This window comes from Sanguibacter sp. Z1732, assembly GCF_051020515.1.
Taxonomy (GTDB): domain Bacteria; phylum Actinomycetota; class Actinomycetes; order Actinomycetales; family Beutenbergiaceae; genus CALKWS01.
In genome coordinates this window covers 1,127,942-1,150,019 of sequence record NZ_CP194857.1, presented here as the reverse complement: position 1 = coordinate 1,150,019, position 22,078 = coordinate 1,127,942, and the positions used below count along the sequence as shown (strand labels likewise).

Below are 22,078 nucleotides of genomic sequence, written 5' to 3'. Positions count from 1 at the left end.
CCCACCCGATCACGGCGCCGCTCGCGCACATCCCGTTCCCCTTGGCTGCACGTCGCGATGGTGCCCATCTCGTTGTTGTGGCTCAGCCCGATCATCTTCGTCGTCTTCGTCTCCCTGCGTTCGTTCGACGACATCATGAGCCGCGGAATCGGCGCCCTTCCGACCTCGGTGTCATTCGAGGGGTACGTGACCGCGTTCGGGGGTGGCGGACTGTGGCGAGCCCTGGGCAACAGCCTGATCGTGACCGCAGCCGGTGTCGTGCTCTCCCTGGCACTGTCCTCGATCGCCGCCTATGCGCTGAGCCGCTTCGCGATCCCGTTCCGCAAGGTCATCCTGCTGACGATGCTGGCTGGGAACCTGCTCCCGCCTCAGATCCTGCTCGTCCCCATCTCGGCCATCACCGGCGCGCTCGGGATCTACGACACGCTCCTGGCGTTGACGGTGGTCCAGGTCGGGTTCGGCATCGGCTTCTACACCTTCGTCCTGTACGGGTTCATGCGGAACCTGCCCGATGAGGTCTTCGATGCAGCGCGGATCGATGGCGCGGGTGCCGGACGGATCTTCGTCAGCATCGTGCTTCCCCTGTCCCGCCCCTCCCTGGCCGCGCTCGGGGTGCTGGCCACGACCTGGATCTTCAACGACCTGATCTGGGCGATGACGGTGCTGCGTAGTGAAGCGAAGTTCCCGATCACCGCGCAACTGCTCAACCTGATGGGTGGCTTCGGCAGCCAGTGGAACGTCGTCGCGGCCGCGCGCTGGTCGCGGCCGTGCCCACCGCGATCGTCTTCTTCATCTTCCAGAAACAGTTCGTCTCCGGGCTGCTCGTGGGAAGTGACAAGTGAACGCATCCGACCAGCACGGTGACCGCGCCGGGGACGCCGACCGGACCTGGCGCCTGCCCACCGAATCGGGGGAGTACGTGGTCGGCCTGACGCCCGATGGTGCGGGCCTGATGCTGCGTCACTGGGGTGAACCCAGGCAGGACGTTCCCCCGGCCGCACTGCCACGCAGAACGACGTCCTTCGAGAGCGAACGCGACCTGCTGCCCCTCGAAACCACCGCGCTGGGCACCCGCTCGGTGCACTCGGCAGAGATCATCGCCCGCCGCACCGATGGCCTGCGGGGGGCGCGGCTGCACCTGCGCAGCGACGTCGTCGTCCATCACGGGGACACCACCCATCTGACCTGCCCCCTGGTGGATGAGAACGCAGGCCTCGAAGTGGACCTGCACATCCGCACCTCCACCGCCCATGACGTGGTGGAGAAGTGGGCCACCATCGGCAACACACCAGCCCCGTCGCCACCGAACTGCTGCGCGCCTGGGGCGGTGCGTTCGAGGTCAACGCCACCGGCGCCACGGTCGAGGTCCTGCACGGGCACTGGTCCCGGGAGTTCACCCCGGCCAAGGTCGGCCTCGGCGCGGGCGCGCTCAGCATCGGCAGCCGGCAAGGGATCACCTCCCACACCTACGCACCGGTGCTGACGGTGCGCTCGGAGCAGGATCCGGAGTTGGCCCACTCGATCGGGCTGGGCTGGAGCGGTTCGTGGCGGATGAGCGCCGATGCGGTGCCGTTCACCGGGCGGATCCGGGTGGCGGGCGGGCCCGACGACGAAAGCGGGATCCTCACCCTCGGCCCCGGGGAACACCTGACCACGCCGGTGGTGGCGGGCCTGCGCATCCGCGGAGATGCCGACCGCGTCGCCCGGGCATGGCACGACTACCAGCGCACCCTGTCCCGGTCCACCGATCCCTACCACCGGCCGGTGGTGTACAACTCGTGGTACGCCACCACGTTCGACGTGAGTGTGGACCATCAGCTGGCACTGGCGGAGGTAGCGGCGCAGATCGGTGCCGAGGTCTTCGTCCTCGACGACGGGTGGTTCCGCGGGCGCGTCTCCGACCGCAGCGGCCTGGGTGACTGGGACGCCGATCCGGACAAGTTTCCCGACGGCCTGGGCACCTTGGTGCAGGGTGTGCTCGAGCACGGAATGCGGTTCGGGTTGTGGGTCGAACCGGAGGCGGTGAACCCGGACAGCGACCTCTACCGCACCCATCCGGAGTGGGTCCACCACGCCCAGGGGCGGCCGTTGCGCACCCTGCGCAACCAGTACGTGCTGGACCTGGGGCGCCCGGAGGTGGAGGCGTGGGTGATCGACGTGCTGCGCAGTCTGCTCTCGGCTCATGAGATCACCTATCTGAAGTGGGACATGAATCGCTCCATCGAGGACGGCGGCCAGGTCCGAGCGGGTGGGGACGACTGGTCCTGGCTGCACACTCAGGCCTATTACCGGGTCCTGGACGTGATCCGCGCGGAGTTCCCGCACGTCACGGTGGAGGCGTGTGCCGGAGGTGGGGGTCGGATCGACCTGGAGGTCCTGGCGCGCACCGACGTGGTGTGGCCGAGTGACGAAACCGGACCGCGGGACCGGCTGGCGATCCAGCACGGATTCCTCAGCGCCTTTCCCAGTTGGACGATGAGTTCGTGGGTCACCGACGAACCGGACCTGATCGACACCGATCCGGCGAGCCCGGACTTCCGCTTCGTCGTCGCCATGGCCGGGGTGCTCGGGATCGGCTCGGACCTCCTTGCCTGGGATACCGCCGCGCGGGAGCGGGCCCGGGAACTCATCGAGCGGTACCTATCGATACGCCGGATCATCGTCGATGGTGTGGTGCGGCGCCACGGCGACCCCGGCGATGACGTCTACGCCCTGCAGTACACGACCGATGACGCCGTCGTGGTGCTGGCGTGGAAACGTCCAGGTGGCCGCGCAGAATCACGTATCCCCTGGGCGGACTCACGCCTGCCGAGAGGTTCGCCTGCGAGGATGGGGACGACGACGTGCTCAGCGGTGCGGAACTGGCCTCGGCGGGCGTGCCGGTGCGGTGGAGGTACGGCGACTGTGACGTCATCGTGCTGCGCAAGGTCGCGTAGAGCAGGGGAAATGCGGATCAGAAGGGAACAGAGGATGGCTGTAGCAGTCGTGACCGGCGCAGCGCGCGGGATCGGTCAGGCGACGGCACAGAACCTGATCGGCGCCGGGTGGCAGGTGGCCCTGACCGACGTCGACCCACAGGTCACCGAGCGTGCCGCTGAACTGGGTGGGCGGGCTCACGGGATCGTCGCCGACGTGGCCTCGGCCGAGGATTGGCAGCGGGTGGTGACCGAGGCCAACGATCGCCTCGGCCCGGTGGACGGGCTCGTGCTCAACGCCCTGGCCACCGACGCGCATCCGCTGCACGAGATGACTCCCGAGGCCTGGCAGCGCCAACTCGACGTCAATCTGACCGGGGCCTTCCACGGCTTGCGCGCGTGCCTGCCCGATCTGGTCAGAGAAGGTGAGGGACGCGCGGTGATCGTGTCATCGGTGCACGCCAACTTCGGGCTGCTCGACGTGCCCGGCTACGCCGCGACGAAAGCAGGTCAGACCGGACTGGTCCGTCAGGTCGCGGCGCAGTACGGCCCGCGCCTGCGGATCAACTGCGTCACCCCAGGGCCGATCCGCACCGCGCTGTGGGACGGGGTCTCCGAGGCGGACCGGCAGCGCAGTGGGCGGCAGACGGCGCTGGCCCGGATGGGTGAGCCGGAGGAGGTGGCTGAGGTGATTGCCTTCCTCCTCAGCGACCGGTCCTCCTACATCACCGGAGCGACCATCCCCGTCGACGGCGGGTGGAGCATCACCAAGGACTCCGCCTGAGGGCGAGCGACGACTACGGAGGATGAGTGAGTAGCCGATACAAGGGCCGCGGAGTGCACGGGCAGACGGTGGAACTGCTCGGCACGCGCATCGTCAACGGGACGTTCGCCCCCGGGGAGGTACTGGACCTGGCCGCCGTGGGCAATGAACTGGGACTGTCCCTGACGTCACTGCGAGAGGCCATCAAGGTACTGATGGCCAAGGGGCTGCTGGATGCCAGGCAGAAGAAGGGCACCTTCGTGCGCCCCCGTTCGGAGTGGAACGCCTTGGACAGCGATGTGTTGCGCTGGCGGCAGGTCAACGGTGATTCCCGAGCGCTCTTCCGCGACCTGGCCGAGGTGCGCTCGGCGATCGAACCACGGGCCGCAGCCCTCGCCGCGCAACGCCGCACCGAGGAGGACCTGACGGCGCTGCACGGCGCCCTGGAGGGAATGAGGCGCGCCCGGGGAGGTACCTCGGAGGAGGCCGCCCGGGCGGACCTCGTCTTCCACCAGGTGCTGTTGCGGGCCACCGGCAACGAGTTGTTCGCTCAGATGGCCGTTTTCGTTGAACCTGCACTGCTGGCCCGGGACCACCTGGTGCACAACCACTCCCCGAGCGACCCGGTGCCCGCGCACCAGCGGGTGGTCGAGGCGATCGTGGCGCAGAACCCGGAGCAAGCCGCGATAGCCGCCGAGGCACTGGTGGATCAGAGCATCGAGGACGTCGAACGCGTGATGAGTGCCGAACGGCAGGAGACGACATGAAGATCACGCGGATCGAGACCTTCGCCGTACCGCCGCGATGGCTGTTCTGTCGCGTGGAAACGGACGACGGCCTGGTCGGGTGGGGTGAACCGGTGGTCGAGGGGCGCACTGAGGCGGTGCGCGGCGCGGTCGAGGCGCTGTCCGAACTGCTGATCGGTGCGGACCCGCGGCAGATCGAGCGTCACTGGCAGCGGATGACCAAGGGAGGCTTCTACCGTGGCGGCCCGGTGCTCTCCAGCGCGGTCGCGGGCCTGGACCAGGCGCTGTGGGACATCCTCGGCAAGTCGCTCGGTGTGCCGGTGCACGTGCTGCTCGGCGGGGCTGTGCGAGATCGGGTGCGGGTGTACGGGTGGATCGGCGGAGACGACCCGGCGCAGGTGGCCGATGCCGCGGTGGCCCAGCTGGAGGCGGGGCTCACGGCGGTGAAGATGAACGCCACCGGACGGTGGGACCCGTTCGCACCGGCGTCCAGCGTCGATGCCGCAGTGGCCCGCGCCGAAACGGTGCGGGCGGCCACCGGCAAGGACTTCGGTCTCGGACTGGATTTCCACGGCCGGGTGGGCCCCGCCGATGCCAGGCGGCTGCTGCGGGCCCTCGAGCCCGTGGCGCCCTTGTTCGTCGAGGAACCGGTGCTGCCCGAGTTCGGCTCGCAGCTGCAGGCCCTGGTGGCCGGCACCACGATCCCGCTGGCGATCGGGGAGCGACTGTACGACCGGCTGAGTTTCCAGGCCCCGCTCGAGGCGGGCGTCGCCGTCGTCCAACCGGACCTGTCCCATGCCGGGGGTATCTCGGAGTCCCGCCGCATCGCTGCCCTGGCCGAGATGTACGGAGCACTGCTCGCGCCGCACTGCCCGCTGGGACCGATCGCGCTCGCCGCGTGCCTGCAGGTGGACTTCGCGACCCCCAACTTCCTCATCCAGGAACAGTCCATCGGCATGCACTACAACACCGGCGGTACGCAATTGCTGGACTACGTCGTGGACACCACACCGTTCGAGTTCCAGGACGGGCACATCGAACGGTGGGACGGCGCGGGACTAGGGGTGCAGGTCGATGAGGACGCCGTCCGTGCCGCCGATGCCCGCGCCCATACGTGGCGCAATCCGGTCTGGGAGCACCCCGACGGGTCATTCGCCGAGTGGTGAGATGAAGGAGCAGGAACCGATGAACAGCAAGGGTGGCACCGGCTCGGAAGGGTCGGTCATCACCGGGGCGTGGCGGCCGGTGGATGAGCGCCGGTTCGAACTGGGGGAGGGCGCCCGGTTCCTCGGTTCGGTCTCCTTCGGTGATGCCGAGGGCGAGGATGCCGGCGGGAGCGAGCGAGCGTTCTTCGTGTGCGTGGACTCCTTCGCGGACAACTGTGGAGTACCACGGGCGAACCCGACGGCGGGCTGACCCCGCGCGCCGAGCTCGCCCGCCCCCTGGGTGCCGTGGCGCAGGTGAAGGGTGATGAGCCGGCCTGGGTGGGGGCGGTCGGAGAAGGGTTCGCGCGGCTACGCAGCGACGGCGGGCGCCTGGCCGTGACCGAGGTGTTGGCTACCCCGGCCGCCGGACGTGGCGTGGCGCTGCGGATGAACGATGCGGTGGCCGACCCTCATGGCCGTTTCTGGGCCGGTGCGATGGCCTACGACGGCGCGCACGGGCAGGGTTTCCTGGCCCGCATGGATCCCGACGGCGGCGTGCACCTGGTGCTGGAGGGCATCTCGATCCCGAACGGGCCGGCGTTCAGCCCCGATGGTGCCGTGATGTACCTCGCCGATACCCCCACCGGGTGGATCCGCCGGCACCGGGTAGATACGGCGACCGGTGGACTCGGCGCGGCTCAGGACTTCGCCCATGTCGGTGAGGGTGGCCCGGATGGCATGACCGTTGATGCCCAGGGGTGCCTCTGGTCGGCGATCTGGGGCGCCTCCTGCCTGCACCGCTACTCACCGGAGGGGACATTGTTGGAGCGCATCCCGGTTCCGGTGCGCCAGCCGACCAGTGTGGCGCTGAGCGTCGAACCGCCCTACCGGGTGATCGTGACCTCGGCAACGATCGGGCTCGATGAGACAGGCGAGCACGACGGCCGTGTCATCACCGCTCCGTCGACGGTGGCGGGCATCCCTGCGGCGGCGTTCGGCTGAGCGCCCCGCGGGTCAGGGACGTCACTCATTCACACCCAGTTTTCGAGCACCCGGCGGGGTCGCCGGTAGGAGGTTGACCGTGTCGTACGTGGCACAACACTTGACCGATGCGCAGGCGGTAGATGTCGGAGTCCGGTCGGAGTTCTGGGACCTGACGGAGAAGTCCCCGCGCTTCGTGAACATCGTCAACGGCAAGCCGGCGACCCTTGGCACCCATGCAGCCGTCGTCTGGAGCCGCAGCCACCTGTATGTGAGGTACTGGGTGCAGGAGCCCTTCCTGAACGCGACCCTCGAGCAGCGCGATTCGTTGCTGTTCAACGAGAACAACGTCGAGTTGTTCATCGACGGCGGCGATGTCTACTACGAACTGGAGGTCAATGCCCGCAACGTGGTCTACGAGGCGCTGTTCCTCTGGCAGGACGCCATGACGGGCTCCACGAGCGAACTGGTTCGTGACCTTGACCCGATCAAGCGGGGCGCGATCACGTTCGGGGGCAACCATGACCGGAACGCGGAGACGTTCTGGACCGGAACGCACCCGCGCGGCCTGCGGTGGGCCTTCACCGATTGGGACATGCCCGGCCTGCAGACCCAGGTGGCACTGGACGGAACGCTGAACGATGACTCCGATGTGGATGTGGGGTGGGAGGCGCTGATCAGCATCCCGTGGGAGTCGCTGCACGGGTTCGCCGGGGAACGGTCCCTCCCACCGCGTGAGGGTGAGGTCTGGATGTTCCAGTTCGCCCGTTACGAGCGCCTGGCCGAACTCGGCCAGAACGTGGGCTGGGCGTGGACGCCGGTGGGCAGCGACGACAACCACCGCCCGGAGAAGTTCACACCGATCGAATTCTCCGGAGCGACCCTGGCGCAGTGAGGACGCCGAGCACCGGCCCCAGCGCCTGAGCCCGACCGCCTATGGCGCGGGTCGGACCAAGTCGGCCGGGACCACCCCTATGCGGAAGGGGACCTCAAGCTCCGCGCGTTCGGTGCCGCTGACGTGCGCGGTGGTGCTGTACGAAGCGTCGGTCAGGTCCAGCGCAAGCACGGAGGGTTCGGCCGGGTCGATGATCCAGTAGGACCGGACGCCGGCGTCCTCGTACTTGGAGCGCTTGAGCACCTGATCCTTGCGACGGGTGGCGGGGGAGAGGACCTCCACGGCGAGGGCCAACGGAGCGCTCACGTGATGCTCCCCGACATCCTCGTTGCGGACTATGAGCAGGTCGGGTTGCAGCGAGGTGCGCGGATCCGGGCGCCAGTCCAGTGGGGCGGGGAAGATCTCGTACCCCGGTGGGCACGCCGCGTGCAGGAGCAGGAGTAGGCGGGTGATCACGCGTTGGTGCAGCGGCGCCGGGGCCGGGCTCACGAGCAGCAGCCCGTCGAGCAGTTCGTACTGCAAGCCGTCGTCGGGCAGCAGGTCGAGATCATCGACCGTCCACTCCTCGCCCGTGCGCGGCATCAGCGTCATGCCAGTCATGATGCTCCCTTTCGCTGGATCTGTCAGCACTGCGCATGGCCCAAGGATGGCGCTCCGGGTGGCGTTGCCGCCGAGGTTATCCACAAGGGCGGAGCGCCGACGAGAACCGACTGAGCAACCGAAGCAACGCCCGGGATCGAACTTGACTCTTTAATTTCGTACAGCACGTAAGTATGCTTCGACACAGAGCCCACGGAAGCGCCGGGGGCCGCTGCCCAGTAGAACCGGGCGCGAGTGTCGAGGGGACCGATGGCGGACATGCCGGTGGCGGCGGACCTGCGGTTCATGCGCGAGGTCAACGCGACTGCCGTCCTGGAGCGGTTGCGCCGCCAGGACCGGATGAGCGTGGCCGAACTCGCCAAGGCCAGTGGGCTCTCCCGCCAGGCGGTCACCCGGTCCCTGACCGAACTACAGGACGCCGGCCTGGTGGAGTACCTGCCCCCCGAACGCGACGCCAAACGCTCGGGGCGACCGGCCCAGTTGGTGCGCTTCCGCGCCCGGGCGGGCTACGTCGTCGGCGCCTTCATCGACCCGCACCAGATCCGGCTCGGCCTGGCCGACCTCCGCGGGGAGGTGGTCACCTCCCGGCAGGCCGTGCTCGAGCACGGGGCCGACGGCGAGGCAGCCATTGCGCTGATGGTGCAGGAGGTGCAGGAACTGCTCGCCCGGGCCGGGACCGCACCGGAGCAGGTGTACTCGGCCGCGATCGGGGCCCCGGGCATCGTGGACCCCACCGCGGGCGCGTGATCCGGTTGGTGCCCTCCATGTCCGGCCTCAGCGGCGACGGCGTGGTCCGCGCCCTGGGGGAGTACCTGGACTGCGCGGTCTACCTCGACAATGACGTCAAACTTGCCACCCGCGGTGAGCAGTGGCACGGGGTACGCCGCGACGACGAGTCGCTGGTGGTGGTGCACTGGGGCGAGCGCATCGGCGCCGGCATCGTGCTGAACGGTTCGCTGTACCGGGGCGCCACGAACGACGCCGGTGACCTGGGCTTCCTGGACGTGATCGCCGAGGGTGGGCACGGCACCACCGATTCCGGGCTGGGACGCTTCGAGGCCTGGGCAGGGGCGTCCGCGCTGACCGCGCTCGCGGTGGAGGAGATGACCCGGTCCGGCGACTCCGGCCGGGCCCAACAGGTCCTCGACGCCGGTGACGACGCCTTGGAGCTGGTCCTGGCCGCCATCCAGGCCGGCGATCGTGACGCCGGTGCCGCCCTGGCCCGGGTGGCCGAACGCTTCGCGATCGGCCTGGCCGCGATCCGTACCCTGCTGGACCCACACCTGGTGGTCTTCAGCGGCCCGCTGGCCCGCGTCGGTGAACCGCTCCTGGAAGCGCTGCGCTCCGCGCTGGTGGACTTCCCGCTGGAACTACCCGAACTGCAGGTCTCCACCCTGGGTGCCGACGCCGTCGTGCAGGGCGGGATCCGGCACTGCCTCGACGAACTGGAACAGAACCGGTACGTCCCCCTCGAGAGAGGAGCCCGACCTTGACGCGGCCGACCCGGCCACCCCACCCGGACCCGAATCACTCGAAGGAGAAGGTTTCTATGAAGGCTCCATCCCGCACCACCAGCAGCCTCGGCCTGTTCGCCGCGTCCCTGCTGGTCCTGACCGGCTGCGTGACCGCAGGCAGCGGCAACGGTGAGGACCAGAACGGCGACGACGGCGAGGCCCAGGACGTCTCGTCCGACGTCACCGACGAGGAGGTCACCCTGCGCCTGGCCTACACCGACGACCCGCCCACGGAAGCGCTCGTGGAGGGTTTCACCGAGCAGTTCCCGAACGTGACCATCGAGACCGAGCAGACCGACTTCGGCAACTACATCACCTCGATCACCCGGTCCATGGCCTCCGACACCGCCCCGGACATCGCGCAGTACAACCCCGGTGCGATGCGTTCCCTGGTTCCGGCCGGGCACGTGCTGGAACTGGGTGAGTACTCGGAGTTGTACGGCTGGGAGGGCGCGTTCCCACCGGCAAGCCTTGAGCAGCTGATGTCCGACGACGACGCCCAGCAGTTCGGCACCGGGGGCCTGTACGCGGTGCCCGGGGCGCTGTCGGTGCTCGGGGTCTACTACAACGAGGACATCCTCACCGACGCCGGGATCACCGAACCCCCAGCCACCCTGGACGAATTCACCGAGGCGATGGCCGCGGTCTCCGACAACGGGGACCGTCCGCTCAGCCTGGGCGCCCTGGAAGTCGGAGCCCTGCACCTGTGGAACGCGGTGCTGAACAGCGTGGACCCAGCCAGGACTACCTGGACTGGGTCTACGGGGCACCGGATGCCACCATCGAGACCGACGCCGCCGCGCAGGCCACCGACATCATCGCCGAGTGGGTCGAGGCCGGCTACATCACCGAGGCCGCCAGCGCCACCTCCGACGCCGACGCCCTGGCGGACTTCACCTCCGGTGAGGCCGCCTTCCTGGTCACCGGGAACTGGGCCGCGGCCGCGGTGGACGTCGAGATGGACAACGCCGGCTTCTTCGTCCTGCCCGGCACCGAGCCCGGTGCCGCTCCCGTGGCCTCGGGGTCCTCGGTGGCGTACTCGATCTCCGCCGCCAGCGAGCACCCGGATGTGGCAGCGGCGTTCCTGGACTTCATGAACTCGCCCGAGGCGGCCGCCATCCAGATCGAGACCGGGTTCATGCCCGTGGACACCGGCGCCGACGTGGCCTCCGAGGGGTTGCTGGGCGACATCGCGGACAGCTTCGCCCCGGTGGCGCAGGAGAGCAACATCGTGCCGTTCCCCGACTTCGCCGCCCCGGGCATGATCGACGCCCTCACCGGCGGGTTGCAGGGCGTGATCGCCGGGCAGACCACCTCGGAGGACTACCTCGCCTCGCTGCAGGAGGTGTGGGCCGGCCACCATGGCTGATGCAGCACTGGATTCGCTCGCGCCGCCGCGCACCCGCGGCGACGCGAGCGGGGGCGTCGGTAGTCGGCGGCGCCCGAACCGGCGGGCCCTGAAGGCGTGGGTGTACCTGGCGCCGGCAGCGGTGATCTACCTCGGCTTCGCGATCTGGCCGGCGCTGAACACCTTCTACCTGTCCCTCCTGGACTGGGACGGGGTGCAGCGACCCTCGTACGTGGGGCTGGCCAACTACGCATCGATCCTGCAGGATGCCGCGCTGTACAACTCGATCCTGCACGCCCTGGTGCTGATCATCTTCTTCTCCCTGATCCCGGTGTGCATGGGTTTGTTGATGACCGGGCTGCTGATGGGCCGGGTGCGGCGCGCGCATGACCTTCTTCCGCACCGTGTACTTCCTGCCCCAGGTGCTCCCCCTGGTGGCGGTGGGGATCACCTGGCGGTGGTTGTACAACCAGAACGGCCTGCTGAACCAGTTCCTGGAGGCCATCGGCCTGGGGTCGATCACCCGCGCCTGGTTGGGGGATTACAACCTGGCCCTGTACGCGCTGGGCTTCATCGGTACCTGGACCATGAGCGGGCTGTGCATGATGCTCTTCCTCAGCGGCGCCCAGAAGATCGACGGCGCCCTGTACGAGGCGGCCACCCTGGACGGCGCGGGCGCCTTCCGGCAGTTCCTGTCGGTGACCATTCCCGGGGTACGTAAGGAGATCACCATCGCCGCGGTGATCACCACGATCGCCGCGCTGGCCAGTTTCGACCTGGTGTTCGTCACCACCAACGGCGGCCCGGCGAATCAGACCACGGTGCCGGCGCTACTGGTCTACCGGCTGGCGTTCAACGAGGGTGACATCGGCACCGCCAGCGCCCTGGCGATCACGCTCACCGCGCTGGTGATCGTGTTCGTCACGCTGATCCGCCGGGTGGCGCGGGAGGAGTCATGAGGACCACCACCTTCGGGCTCAGCATGCGCTATCTGGTGCTGGTCGCCCTGACGTTGATGGTGCTGCTGCCGTTCGTCTCCATCGTGCTGGCGGCCATGCACCCCTCGGGATCTACCGTGTCGGGCCTGCGGCTGCCGGAGGCATGGCACTGGGAGAACTTCGCCCTCGCCTGGGAGGCGGGCGGGTATTCCAACCTGATGCGCTCCAGTTTCATCATCTCCGGCGGCGTGGTGCCCCTGGTGGCGTTGTGCGCCACCCTGGCCGGCTACGCCCTGGCGGTGCTCAAGGCCTGGGGCGCCCGCCCGATCTCGATCCTGTTCGTGCTCGGGCTGACGCTGCCGGTGGAACTGATCGTGATCGCGCTGTACTACAACCTGCAGAGCGTGGGCCTGACGAACAGTTACACCGGCGTCATCCTGGCCGAGGTGGCCCTGTTCCTGCCGTTCGGGGTGTACTGGATGCAGTCGCACTTCTCCTCGGTGCCCCCCGAACTGGTCGAGGCCGGGCGGATCGACGGCGCCCGGGACCTGACTGTGCTGGGCCGGGTCCTGCTGCCGATCTCCTGGCCGGCACTGACGACCTTGGCGGTGCTGGTGTTCATGTGGTCCTGGAACCAGTTCCTGCTGGTGATCGTGCTGATGCAGAACCCGGCGATGCGCACCGCACCGGGCGGGCTGGGCTTCTTCGTCGGCCAGTACTCCACGAACATCCCGTTGCTGTCCGCCGCGACCATCATCACCATCGCCCCGATCGTGCTGGTCTACCTGGCCTTCCAGCGCAGTTTCATCTCCGGAATCACCCAGGGAGCCATCAAGGGATGAACAACGCCACCTCATCACCCGCCTGCAGCGGTTCGGAGGAACCCGACGACGACGGGACCGCCGTGAGCAGCGACGCCGGCCCGCGTAACGGTCCCGGCTGGGCCCCGGCGTTGAGCGCTCTGGCTGAGCGGGTCCTGGGAGCGATCGGCGCCCGCGTCACCTTCGGTGCCCTGCCGGGCCAGGGACGCGCGTACGCCTACCGCGCCCAGGGAAACCGGCTGTGGGTCGACGCCACCGACGCCACCAGTGCCGCGGTGGGGCTGCACCAGTACCTGCGCGAGCAGTGCCGGATCGCGGTCAGCTGGGACGACCTGCGCCCCCCGCCCCCGGGCCACCTGCCCGATGCGCCGCGCACCGAGGGCACTGCCCGGGTTGCCGAGACCTACTACCTGAACTTCTGCACCTTCGGCTACACCAGCCCGTGGTGGCACTGGGAGCAGTGGGAACGAGAGATCGACTGGATGGCCCTGCGCGGGATCACCGCCCCGCTGATGATGGTGGGCCACGAGGCCGTGGTCGAGCAGGTGCTGCTCGATGAGGGCGTGCCCGCCGAGACGGTGCAGAAGTTCCTTGCCGGCCCGGCCTATCTGCCCTGGTTCGCCATGGGCGCGCGCTAGAGGGTCACGCCGGCCCGTTGCCGCAGGGCTGGGTCGGCGCCCACCGGGACCTGGCCGGGAAGATCCTGACCCGCCAGCGTGAACTGGGGATGCGCCCGGTGCTGCCGGCCTTCACCGGGCACGTGCCCGCTGAACTCGCCGGCGACGCCGGGCCGGCCGCACTCACCACAGCCGTCGACTCCGCCGACCCCGCCGACCCCGCCGGCGCCCGGGACTGGCAGGGCCACCGCACCCACGTCGTCGGGCCCGAGGATCCGACCTTCCGCAGGCTTGCCGCCGCGACGGTACGCACCCAGCAGGAGTTCTGGGGCACCGACCACCGCTACGCCGCGGACCCGTTCATCGAGATGATCCCGGTGCAGGAGGACCCCGGCTACCCCGGCCGGGTGGCCGCCGCGCTGCTCGCCGGGCTCACCGACGCCGACCCGGAAGCCACCTGGTTCCTGCAGACCTGGCCGTTCTCCTACCAGGAGCACTTCTGGACCGCCGAACGCGTGCGCGCCTTCCTGGGTGACATCGACGCCGGTCGCCTGGTGCTGCTGGACCTGTGGGCCGAGGCGCAGCCGCAGTGGCGCCGGTTCGACGGCTTCGGCGGGCGTGACTGGATGTGGTGCGCGCTGCTGAACTTCGGCGGCCGCAACGAACCGCTGGCCGACCTGCCCGGGGTCACCGAGGAGCTCGAGGCCGCCCTGGCCGCCTCCCACCCGCCGATGGGTGCCGGGTTGTCGATGGAGGCGACCGGGTCGGTGCCGGTGTTCTTCGAACGCGTGCTGGATGCCACCTGGCGACCGCCCGCGCCGCTGACGGAGTGGCTGGGCGATTGGGCCGCCCAACGCTACCGGTTGCCTCCCGATGAGGCCGCTGAGCGTGCCGGCGCCGCCTGGGACGGGCTGGCCCGCACGGTGCTGGGCGCTGGGGGCTACCGGGTCTTCCCCGAGGCCTTCACCGGACTGCTCACCATGCGCCCACCGGTGAACCCGTTCGAGACCACGCTGGCGCGCCCCTCACAGGCAGCCCCCGACACCCCCGGGACCAGCGGCACCCAGGCCTCGCCCAGCATCCCAGGGGACCCTGGGCCGCTCGCCGCCGAGGTCCGCGCCCTGCTCTGGTACGAACCGGACACGCTGATCCGGGCCTGGATCACGCTGGTGGAACTGGCTGAGGAACACCCCCACCTCGCCTCCGGGCCGCTGGGTGCGGACCTGGTCGAGACGGCAGTGGGCGTGCTGGCCCGGTGCGGCGAACTCACCTTCCTCACCGCGTTCGATCCCGCCGGGGTGTGCGACGACGAGGCCGCCGAGCGCTTCCTCACCGTGTTCGACGACCTCGACACGCTGCTGGCCACCCGGCCCGAGTACCGGTACGACCACTGGGAGGCCCAGGCCCTGCGCTGGGCGACCAGCGACGAGGACGCGCGCGCGCTCGCCGACAACGCCCGCCGCCTGGTCACCGTCTGGGGACAGGTGGGCGATGGGTACCTCGATGACTACTCCGCCCGCTACTGGTCCGGGCTGGTGGGCTACTACGGACGCCGTTGGCGTGAATGGGCGCGGTGGCACCCGATCGGGACCGCCGAGGAGTGGGAGGCCCGTCTCCAGCAGATGGAGGCCGACTTCCTGAGCGAGGGCCCCGCAGCGCCCCCAGCACACGACTCGGTGACCGTGGTCTCCCGCCGACTGCTCGACACGTACGGGCCGTTGTTCATCAACGCCGCCCGCGCACTGCGCGAGCAGGACATGCCCGACGACGACGGAGCACCCCGATGACCGCCCCGTCGCCGAGCACGGAGCGGCGCAACCCGGCCACCCACGACATCGACGTGGTGTCGCCCGGCCGGCGCCTGGAGATGATCCTGGGGCAGGACGCCGTCGCCGTGGCGGCCGCCCGGGAGGTGATCCCGGCGCTCGCGGACCTGGTGGAGGCCGCCGTGGACCGCGTCCGGGCCGGAGGGCGGATCCACTACGCCGGCGCCGGCGCCTCCGGACGTCTCGCGGTCCTGGACGCCACCGAGTCCACCCCCACCTTCGGCGTCGACCCCGGTCTGATCCGAGCCCACTTCCCCGGCGGCCCGGCGGCCCTGACCGACTCCACGATCGACCTCGAGGACGCCGCGGACCAGGGCCTGGCGGACCTGGCCGGTGTGACGGCCGGCGACGTGGTGATCGGGGTCAGTGCCTCGGGCAGTACCGCCTATGTGCGCGGGGCGCTGCACGCCGCCGGGCGGGCCGGAGCCCTGACCGCGCTGATCACCAGCAACCCCGGCGCGGGCCTGGCCGCGCACGCGCAGATCCTGATCGCCCCGGACACCGGCGCCGAGGCCCTCACCGGTTCCACCCGGTTGAAGGCCGCCACGGCTGCCAAGGTGTTGCTGAACGCGTTCTCCACCGCGGTGATGATCGGACTGGGTCGCACCTACTCCAACCTGATGGTGGGCCTGGTGGCCAGTAACGAGAAACTGCGGGAGCGTTCGGTGGCGATCCTGCGGGAGGCCACCGGGAGCCCCGAGGAGCAGTGCCGCGCAACATTGCAGCAGTGCGCGGGCCGGGTTCCGGTGGCGCTGGCGGTGCTGCTCTCCGGCGCGCCCGTGACCGATGCCGAGGAGGCGCTGACCCGGGGCGGGAGCGTGCGCGCGGCCCTGGGCCTGTTGGCCGGCGGCCCCCGATGATCCGGGAGCGGCCCGGGGTGCAGGGGGCCCTGGTGGGGGTCGACGTCGGCGGCGGCGGCGTGCGCGTGCGAGTCCAGGCCGCTCAGGCGCCCCTGGGCGAGCGCCTGGAGGAACGGCGCGAGGTGCCCATCCCGCGCTCGCGCGGCCAGGTGGACGTGCCGCAGTTGTGCGCCCAGGTGCTGGCGCAGGTGCATCGCCTGCTGGCCCGGCTCGGCGCGCGGCGCGTGGAGGCGCTGGCGTTGGGGATCACCGGGCTGCCCGGGCTGGTCCCGGAACCGGTGCAGATCGCTCGCGGCCTGCGCGCACAGCTGCAGGTCGGCGCGGTCGTGATTGCCGGGGACGCCCTGACCACCCACGTCGGCGCCCTGGCGGGGCAGCCCGGCGCCGTGGTGGCCGCCGGCACCGGGGTGATCGCACTGGGCACCAATCATCAGGACGCGTGGCATCAGGTGGACGGCTGGGGGCTCTTCGTGGGCGACGAGGGCGGTGGGGCCTGGATCGGCCGGCACGGCCTGCAGGCGGCTCTGCGCTCGGTCGACGGCCGTCCCGGCGGTTCAGCCCTGCTGGCCGATCGGATGCGAGAGCGGTTCGAGGACCCGCTCACCCTGGTAGCGGCTGTCCACGGAGCCGAGGCGCCCGCGGCACTGCTGGCTTCCTTCGCCCCGGCGGTGGCCCAGGCCGCCCGGGACGACGACGGCATCGCTCGTTCGATCTGGACCGAGGCGGCCCACCGGCTGGCCGAGGCAGGTTCCGCCGCTGCCGACGCAGTCGCCACAGTCGGCGCCCTGCCTGCCCGGATCAGTTGGGGCGGCGGGCTCTTCGACGCCGGGGACCTGCTCACCGGACCGTTCCGCGACTGGCTGCGTAAGCACCACCCGACGGCGCAGGTCCTGCCCCCGCAGGGAGGCAGCCTGGATGGTGCGCTGCTGCTGGCCGCCGGAGCGGCCGCGGGCGACCTGCGATCGCGTGAGCCGTACCTGCAGGTCTTCCCGGCCTGAGCCGCGTCCTGGAGTGGACAGTTTGGCCTGCGCGGTGACCTAGCCTTGGCTGCAGGAGGCACCGATGGCGCACCAGACCAAGCATGAGGAACTGCGGGACCGCATCTTCGCAGAGGTGCGCTCCACGATGGCCCCCGATGACATGCTGCCCACCGAACGCCAACTGGCCGAGCGCTTCGGCGTCAGTCGGATGACGGTGCGCCAGGCGCTGAACGGGCTTCGTGAGGACGGGGTGCTGCGCTCGGTGCGGGGTGTCGGCACCTTCGTGGCGCGGCCCCGGGTGTCCAAGGGGCCCTCGCTCACGTCGTTCTCCGAGGACCTGGCCGCGCGCGGTTATGACCCCCGCACCGAACTGATCGCGGCCGAGGAGATCCCCGCCCCCACTCACATCGCCGTGGACCTGGGCATCTCACCGGGCACCACGATCTATCGGATCGAACGCCTGCGGCTGGGCGATGGCAGCCCCATGTGCCACGAGGAGGTGTGCCTGCACGCGGCCCGGTTCCCCGGGTTGCTGGAGGAGGACCTCACCCAATCCCTCTACCGACTGCTGGAGCGGCGTTACGGTATCCGCCTGCAGCGGGCGCACCAGGACGTCCGGGCGGTCAACCTCGGTGAGCGCACGGCACAACTGCTGGATGTGGAACCGAACTCCGCGGCCCTGCACGTGAAGCGGGTCAGCAGGGATCAGCGCGGCCGGGTCGTGGAGAGCGGGCAGTCGCTGTGCCGCGGGGATCTGTACGACTTCTCCTTCGTGGTGGCCCGACCCGAGCCCTGAGGTCGGCTACACCTGGTGCAGACCGACCACGCCGTGCAGCACCCCCCCGCCTGACCGCCCGCCACCAGCACCTGCTCACTGCCCGAACCCACCAGCGCCGCGGTGGACTGGGTGTAGTTCGGCAGCACTTGCAGCACCTGATCCACCGACTTATTCGCCAGGTCGATCCGGACAAGCAGGCCGCTCTGCCCGACCAGCCAGTACACCGAGTCGTTCTCGGGGCTGGGCACTGGGGCGGCACCGAAGTTGCGCGGCAGCGCCTCGGCCTGCCACTTCTGGCTCCCGGTGGTCTCATCCACCACATGCACCGTCCCGTTGAGACCGTCCACCAGCAGGATCCCGTACTCGGTCACCGTGGGCGGGGTGTAGAGCACCTGGACCGTGCCCAGGTCGTCGCCCTCGCCCTCCCAGCGGACCTGGCCGGTCGCGGCATCGAGGGCGATGGCGTTGGTGAAGGTGGTGAACAGCACCGCACCGTCGGGCAGCAGGCGGACGTAGCAGGCCCACGGGCCGTACAACACGTTGCCGTAGGTGCTGCCCCGGTCCACCAGGGCCCGCTGCCAGGCCAGTTCGCCGGTGCGGGCGTCGAAGGCGTAGGCGTTGCCGTCCCCGCTGCCGATGTAGACCTGCTCCCCGTCGCACTCCGGGCGGCCGGCGCAGATGCCGTTGAACTCGGCCGACCACAGCACCTCACCGCCCAGGTCCAGGCTGAACAGGGTGGTCCCCACCGCCACGAACACGCGGTCCTGGCCGTCCACCTCGGCCAGGGCGAGATCCCCGGCCAGGGGTGAACCGAGCTCGGTGGACCACAGTTCGGCGCCGCTGCCGGCGTCGTGGGCGTACAGGTGATGGTCGGAGGAGGGGACCAGGAGATGCGAGCCGTCCGGGGTGAACACCGGTTGCCGGTACACCGGTCCGGTGGTGGTGCGCCAGACCGGGGGGTTCGACCGGTGGGTGGGGGCGTAGGCCTCGAGGTGACCGGTGGTGGTCCCGGCGACCACGACGCCGTCGCGCTCCGCCAGGGCGCCCTGGATGCGGCCCTGCAGTTGCGTGGTCCACTCCACCCGGGCCGAAGAGGTGGGCAACTCAAAGCGCACCACGTCGTCGTAGACGGCACCGTCGGCGCCCACGGCCCGCACCTCCATCTTGTGCGGTCCGGGCCACAGTTCGGCGGCGTCGACCTGCCCGGCCCAGCGCCGCCCCCCGGCCTGCCCGGTGCGGTCCAGGTTCACCCACCGCTCCAGGTCCCGCCCGTAGGCGTAGGGGTGCACCCGGGCCTGAACCTCCCGCACGTCGGCACGCGGGTGCACGTCCACCCGCATCGCCACCTCCGAACCCTCGGGGTTGGCGCGCATCTGGAAGGGGCCCAGGTCTCCACCGGGGCCCGGATCGTCCAGGGGCACGATCGCGAGTTGTTCCTCTTCGGCTTCCCCATCGGCGTGGACGGTCACCTCGGTGATCTCCAGTGCCGGCCCGGAGTCGGTGTCCGTGCGCTCCACCCAGTAGTAGTACGGCCCGTTCTTGAGGGAGTTCCCGATGACCTGGGTCGCCGTTGTACCGGGAGACCTCGGTGAGGTGGGAGTGGCCCACGAAGATGCCTCGGACGGGGTAGCCCTCGATGATGCGCAGCACCTCGTCGTCGTTGTGGACGTAGTTCCAGTCCGCGCCCATGGCGTAGTGCTGGAACAGGATGATCGGCGTGGCCTCGGGAACGCTGCGCAGGTCCCGCTCCAGCCAGTCGAGCACGTCGTCGTCGTAGAACCAGCCCCACTCCATCATCGCCTGGGGGTCCAGCCCGATGAAGTGCAGTCCGCCGGCGTCGAAACTGTAAGTGCCCTCGCCCAGGTACTGCTCGTAGAGGTCGTAGTTGACGCTCCACTGCTGCTCGTGGTTGCCCGGCACCTCCATCATCGCTTCGCGCAGGCTCTCCGGGATGGCGGCCAGGTAGGCCTCGTACTCCCGGGCCAGGCCGAGTTCGGTGATGTCGCCGCAGTTGAGCACGAAGCCAGGGTTGCGGGCCTCGATGTGGGCCATGATGCGCTCGAAGTCGGCGGTGCGGGCGGGACGCTCATCATCGATGTGCAGGTCCATCAGCATCGCGAAACTGCCCGGTTCGCCCCCGGGTACCGCGTGCACCCGCCCGCCCCCCAGGGCCAGGCTCAGCGCACCCGCTCCGCCGCCCAGGAGGACGGCGCGCCGGCTGACCGACGTGGTGAGGGACTTGAGTGACAAGGCGGTCGAGGTGGTCTCGGTTCGGGCTGAAGACATCATCGTTCTCCGTGGGGTATCGCACCAATCAGGTCTAGACCAACACTAGAGAACCCTCCGTCCGTGTCAAGGGAAACCTGCGCCTATGACTCCATAGTGCGGAGGATTGGACTTTTCATCGAGGAGGATCGGTGAACGCTTTGCGGTCTATACCTGAGTGCGAGGCGATGGCGATCTGAGACCGGGCAGCTCGGCAGAGCCTCAGGCCACGTCGGCCCGGCGAACCCTCCAGAACCCAACAACCAGCGGCAGGGCGATCCAGAGCGCGCACGCCACGGCCAGATGGCCCCAGTGCGCGACGGTGCCGCCGGTGAGTTCGCCCAGGCGCATGCTGATCTCCACCCAGGGCCCCACCTCTGCCCAGCGCTCGCCGGCCAAGGGGCCCAGGTTCAGCACCAGCTGCGGCGCGACCAGCAGAACGCCCAGGCCCAGCGGGGTGGACAGGGTCATGGCACCCAGGGCCGAGCCCATCAGGGCATACAGCGTCCCCCCGGCCGCCAAACCCAGCAGGACGCGCCCCAGATCCCGAGTGCCACCCAGGTCCACTCCCATCAGGAGCGCGGTGATCAGGGAGAAGGCGAGTGCGGAGGCGATCACGGCCAGCGCGAGCACCTGACCGGCCAAGACCTTGGCGACCAGGATCCTCCCGCGCGCGGGATCCAGGGAGAAGGTGGTGAGGATCGAGCGTTGCCCCCACTCGCCGGTCACGTGCAACAACGTGACGATCGGCAACAGCACCGCCACACCGGTGGCACCGATGCCCAGGATCGTCTCGGCGTCGTGCCCGCTGGTGCCCACGGCAACGAGCGAGGCGATCAGCACCAGGGGCGCCCACGCCAGAGCCGCCAGAGTCAGGATGAGTCCCGAGCGGGTGTTCAGCGCCTTACGCAGTTCCAGGTAGAGACGGGTGCGCATGGTGATCGGCTGGGCCGGGGTGCCAGCGGAGGTCGAGTCCAGCAGGCGTGCGAGAGGGCTCGACGCGGCCGGTGTCGGTGGGCTGGTGGTCGTGCTGGTCATCAGGCTGCCCTCGCAGTGTCGTGGTTGGGGTCGGTCTCGGTGTCGTCAGTGGCATCGTGGGTTGATCCGGCGTCGTGGGCCGAGTCGCCGGACGTCAGGGTCAGGAACAGGTCGGTCAGGTCGGTGCGTCGCTCCTCCAGGCCGGTCAGCGCGATCCCGGCAGCCAGGGCGAGGTGACCGACCTGCCCGGGCGGGGCCGCTACGGTCAGCCAGTCGCCGTCCTCGGCCGTGACCTGCAGCCCGTCACCGGTCAGTGCCTGTTGCAGGTCGCCCGATCGCTCGGCTCGCACCCTGGTGCGCCCCGCCGCGGTGAGATCAGGCGCACTGCCGTTGGCCACCACGGTGCCGGCGCGCAGCACCACGAGCCGGTCGGCCACGGACTGCACTTCACCCAGCAGGTGGGAGGACAGCAGCACCGCCCCGCCGGTCGCGGAGAAGTCGCGCAGCACCGAGCGCAGGTCGTGGATCGCTTCGGGGTCCAGGCCGTTGAACGGTTCGTCGAGCACCAGCGCCCGGGGTCTGCCGACCAGGGCCACCGCGAGGCCGAGCCGCTGGCGCATCCCCAGCGAGCACGCCGCCACCCGTAGTCCGGCGGCTGCGCCCAGGCCCACGGCGTCCAAGGCATCGCGCGCCCGCTGCGTTCCCACCCCGGTGGCAGCGGCGGCCATCTGCACCGATTCTGCGCAGGTGCGCCCGCGGTGCAGGGCACTGGCATCGAGCATCAGGCCTACCACGCGCCCGGGGTTGGGCAACTGGGTCACCGTCTGCCCGTTCACCAGGGCTGCGCCCGAATCGGCCCGGGACAGGCCGGCCAGGATCCGCATGCTGGTGGACTTCCCGGCACCGTTGGGCCCCAGGAACGCGGTCACCGCGCCCGCCGGGGCGGTGAAGGTCACGTCGTCGACGACGGTGCGCCCGCCGTATCGCTTGGTCACGTTCTCATAAGTGATCATGCCCAGCAGCCTGCCGCGGTGGCGGGTGGCGATCCTCCTGCCTACGGCCGGAGTGTGCTGCGACCAAGGTAGTAGGCCCGCCGGGGTCGTGGGAC

Annotated in this window: 23 protein-coding genes and 1 pseudogene; 19 read left to right on the top strand and 5 right to left on the bottom strand. The window is 70.0% G+C overall.

Going from position 1 to position 22,078, the window contains the following annotated elements:
* The first annotated feature begins 57 nt into the window (after positions 1 to 57).
* From ACRRRO_RS06165 to ACRRRO_RS06130, 8 genes are all read left to right on the top strand, one after another.
* On the top strand, positions 58 to 864 hold the full coding sequence (locus ACRRRO_RS06165; protein ID WP_434081235.1) for a carbohydrate ABC transporter permease: 807 nt from the start codon (positions 58 to 60) through the stop codon (positions 862 to 864).
* Positions 839 to 1,483: a glycoside hydrolase family 36 N-terminal domain-containing protein gene (locus ACRRRO_RS06160; RefSeq protein ID WP_434081234.1), complete on the top strand. Its 645-nt coding sequence runs from the start codon at positions 839 to 841 to the stop codon at positions 1,481 to 1,483. Before ACRRRO_RS06165 ends, ACRRRO_RS06160 begins: the two co-directional genes overlap by 26 nt.
* Positions 1,369 to 3,699, top strand: a complete 2,331-nt coding sequence (locus tag ACRRRO_RS06155) for an SDR family oxidoreductase (RefSeq protein WP_434081558.1) — start codon at positions 1,369 to 1,371, stop codon at positions 3,697 to 3,699. The genes ACRRRO_RS06160 and ACRRRO_RS06155 overlap by 115 nt, the downstream gene beginning before the upstream one ends.
* 26 nt (positions 3,700 to 3,725) lie before the next feature.
* Positions 3,726 to 4,445, top strand: coding sequence for a FadR/GntR family transcriptional regulator (locus tag ACRRRO_RS06150; protein WP_424797352.1), 720 nt, complete (start codon positions 3,726 to 3,728; stop codon positions 4,443 to 4,445).
* Positions 4,442 to 5,590: a galactonate dehydratase gene (dgoD, locus tag ACRRRO_RS06145; protein ID WP_424797353.1), complete on the top strand. Its 1,149-nt coding sequence runs from the start codon at positions 4,442 to 4,444 to the stop codon at positions 5,588 to 5,590. The genes ACRRRO_RS06150 and dgoD overlap by 4 nt, the downstream gene beginning before the upstream one ends.
* A 19-nt stretch (positions 5,591 to 5,609) precedes the next feature.
* On the top strand, positions 5,610 to 5,840 hold the full coding sequence (locus ACRRRO_RS06140) for a hypothetical protein (RefSeq protein WP_434081233.1): 231 nt from the start codon (positions 5,610 to 5,612) through the stop codon (positions 5,838 to 5,840).
* 35 nt (positions 5,841 to 5,875) lie between these two features.
* On the top strand, positions 5,876 to 6,571 hold the full coding sequence (locus tag ACRRRO_RS06135) for an SMP-30/gluconolactonase/LRE family protein (RefSeq protein WP_434081232.1): 696 nt from the start codon (positions 5,876 to 5,878) through the stop codon (positions 6,569 to 6,571).
* An 88-nt stretch (positions 6,572 to 6,659) separates the two neighbouring features.
* Complete coding sequence (locus tag ACRRRO_RS06130) at positions 6,660 to 7,445, top strand: carbohydrate-binding family 9-like protein (RefSeq protein ID WP_424797355.1); 786 nt, start codon at positions 6,660 to 6,662, stop codon at positions 7,443 to 7,445.
* A gap of 39 nt (positions 7,446 to 7,484) precedes the next feature.
* Here ACRRRO_RS06130 and ACRRRO_RS06125 read toward each other — a convergent pair whose 3' ends face one another.
* Positions 7,485 to 8,036 carry a Uma2 family endonuclease gene (locus ACRRRO_RS06125; protein WP_424797356.1) on the bottom strand — a complete coding sequence of 184 codons (552 nt, stop codon included), beginning with the start codon at positions 8,034 to 8,036 and terminating at the stop codon, positions 7,485 to 7,487.
* Positions 8,037 to 8,294: 258 nt separating this feature from the next.
* Here ACRRRO_RS06125 and ACRRRO_RS06120 point away from each other — a divergent pair, with 258 nt between their 5' ends.
* The 11 genes and pseudogenes from ACRRRO_RS06120 (at position 8,295) to ACRRRO_RS06070 (ending at position 17,745) form a co-directional block, all read left to right on the top strand.
* Positions 8,295 to 8,792: a MarR family transcriptional regulator gene (locus ACRRRO_RS06120; protein ID WP_434081231.1), complete on the top strand. Its 498-nt coding sequence runs from the start codon at positions 8,295 to 8,297 to the stop codon at positions 8,790 to 8,792.
* 17 nt (positions 8,793 to 8,809) lie between these two features.
* Positions 8,810 to 9,538 carry an ROK family protein gene (locus ACRRRO_RS06115; protein WP_434081230.1) on the top strand — a complete coding sequence of 243 codons (729 nt, stop codon included), beginning with the start codon at positions 8,810 to 8,812 and terminating at the stop codon, positions 9,536 to 9,538.
* A gap of 56 nt (positions 9,539 to 9,594) precedes the next feature.
* A pseudogene (locus ACRRRO_RS06110) lies at positions 9,595 to 10,263 on the top strand (ABC transporter substrate-binding protein); the annotation flags it as partial.
* A gap of 2 nt (positions 10,264 to 10,265) precedes the next feature.
* Positions 10,266 to 10,928: an extracellular solute-binding protein gene (locus tag ACRRRO_RS06105; protein ID WP_434081229.1), complete on the top strand. Its 663-nt coding sequence runs from the start codon at positions 10,266 to 10,268 to the stop codon at positions 10,926 to 10,928.
* Positions 10,929 to 11,293: 365 nt separating this feature from the next.
* A complete protein-coding gene (locus ACRRRO_RS06100; RefSeq protein ID WP_434081228.1) occupies positions 11,294 to 11,866 on the top strand; it encodes a carbohydrate ABC transporter permease in 573 nt (190 codons plus the stop codon).
* Complete coding sequence (locus ACRRRO_RS06095) at positions 11,863 to 12,687, top strand: carbohydrate ABC transporter permease (RefSeq protein WP_424787016.1); 825 nt, start codon at positions 11,863 to 11,865, stop codon at positions 12,685 to 12,687. The genes ACRRRO_RS06100 and ACRRRO_RS06095 overlap by 4 nt, the downstream gene beginning before the upstream one ends.
* Positions 12,684 to 13,304 (top strand): alpha-N-acetylglucosaminidase TIM-barrel domain-containing protein, encoded by a 621-nt coding sequence (locus ACRRRO_RS06090; RefSeq protein ID WP_434081227.1) that lies wholly within the window; start codon positions 12,684 to 12,686, stop codon positions 13,302 to 13,304. Before ACRRRO_RS06095 ends, ACRRRO_RS06090 begins: the two co-directional genes overlap by 4 nt.
* Before the next feature lie 17 nt (positions 13,305 to 13,321).
* Complete coding sequence (locus ACRRRO_RS06085) at positions 13,322 to 15,070, top strand: alpha-N-acetylglucosaminidase TIM-barrel domain-containing protein (RefSeq protein ID WP_434081226.1); 1,749 nt, start codon at positions 13,322 to 13,324, stop codon at positions 15,068 to 15,070.
* Complete coding sequence (locus ACRRRO_RS06080) at positions 15,067 to 15,969, top strand: N-acetylmuramic acid 6-phosphate etherase (RefSeq protein WP_424797361.1); 903 nt, start codon at positions 15,067 to 15,069, stop codon at positions 15,967 to 15,969. Before ACRRRO_RS06085 ends, ACRRRO_RS06080 begins: the two co-directional genes overlap by 4 nt.
* Positions 15,966 to 16,967 (top strand): N-acetylglucosamine kinase, encoded by a 1,002-nt coding sequence (locus tag ACRRRO_RS06075; protein ID WP_424797362.1) that lies wholly within the window; start codon positions 15,966 to 15,968, stop codon positions 16,965 to 16,967. The genes ACRRRO_RS06080 and ACRRRO_RS06075 overlap by 4 nt, the downstream gene beginning before the upstream one ends.
* Before the next feature lie 64 nt (positions 16,968 to 17,031).
* Positions 17,032 to 17,745, top strand: a complete 714-nt coding sequence (locus ACRRRO_RS06070; protein WP_424797363.1) for a GntR family transcriptional regulator — start codon at positions 17,032 to 17,034, stop codon at positions 17,743 to 17,745.
* Here the strand turns inward: ACRRRO_RS06070 and ACRRRO_RS06065 are convergent.
* The 4 genes from ACRRRO_RS06065 to ACRRRO_RS06050 form a co-directional block, all read right to left on the bottom strand.
* Entirely contained in the window at positions 17,655 to 18,890 is a 1,236-nt protein-coding gene (locus ACRRRO_RS06065; protein WP_434081557.1) for a PQQ-binding-like beta-propeller repeat protein, read from the bottom strand. The two genes, ACRRRO_RS06070 and ACRRRO_RS06065, sit on opposite strands and share 91 nt — an antisense overlap.
* A complete protein-coding gene (locus ACRRRO_RS06060) occupies positions 18,832 to 20,013 on the bottom strand; it encodes a metallophosphoesterase family protein (RefSeq protein WP_434081225.1) in 1,182 nt (393 codons plus the stop codon). The genes ACRRRO_RS06065 and ACRRRO_RS06060 overlap by 59 nt, the downstream gene beginning before the upstream one ends.
* A gap of 201 nt (positions 20,014 to 20,214) precedes the next feature.
* Positions 20,215 to 21,030, bottom strand: a complete 816-nt coding sequence (locus ACRRRO_RS06055) for a hypothetical protein (protein WP_424797365.1) — start codon at positions 21,028 to 21,030, stop codon at positions 20,215 to 20,217.
* Positions 21,030 to 21,983 (bottom strand): ABC transporter ATP-binding protein, encoded by a 954-nt coding sequence (locus ACRRRO_RS06050; protein WP_424797366.1) that lies wholly within the window; start codon positions 21,981 to 21,983, stop codon positions 21,030 to 21,032. The genes ACRRRO_RS06055 and ACRRRO_RS06050 overlap by 1 nt, the downstream gene beginning before the upstream one ends.
* Positions 21,984 to 22,078: the final 95 nt, after the last annotated feature.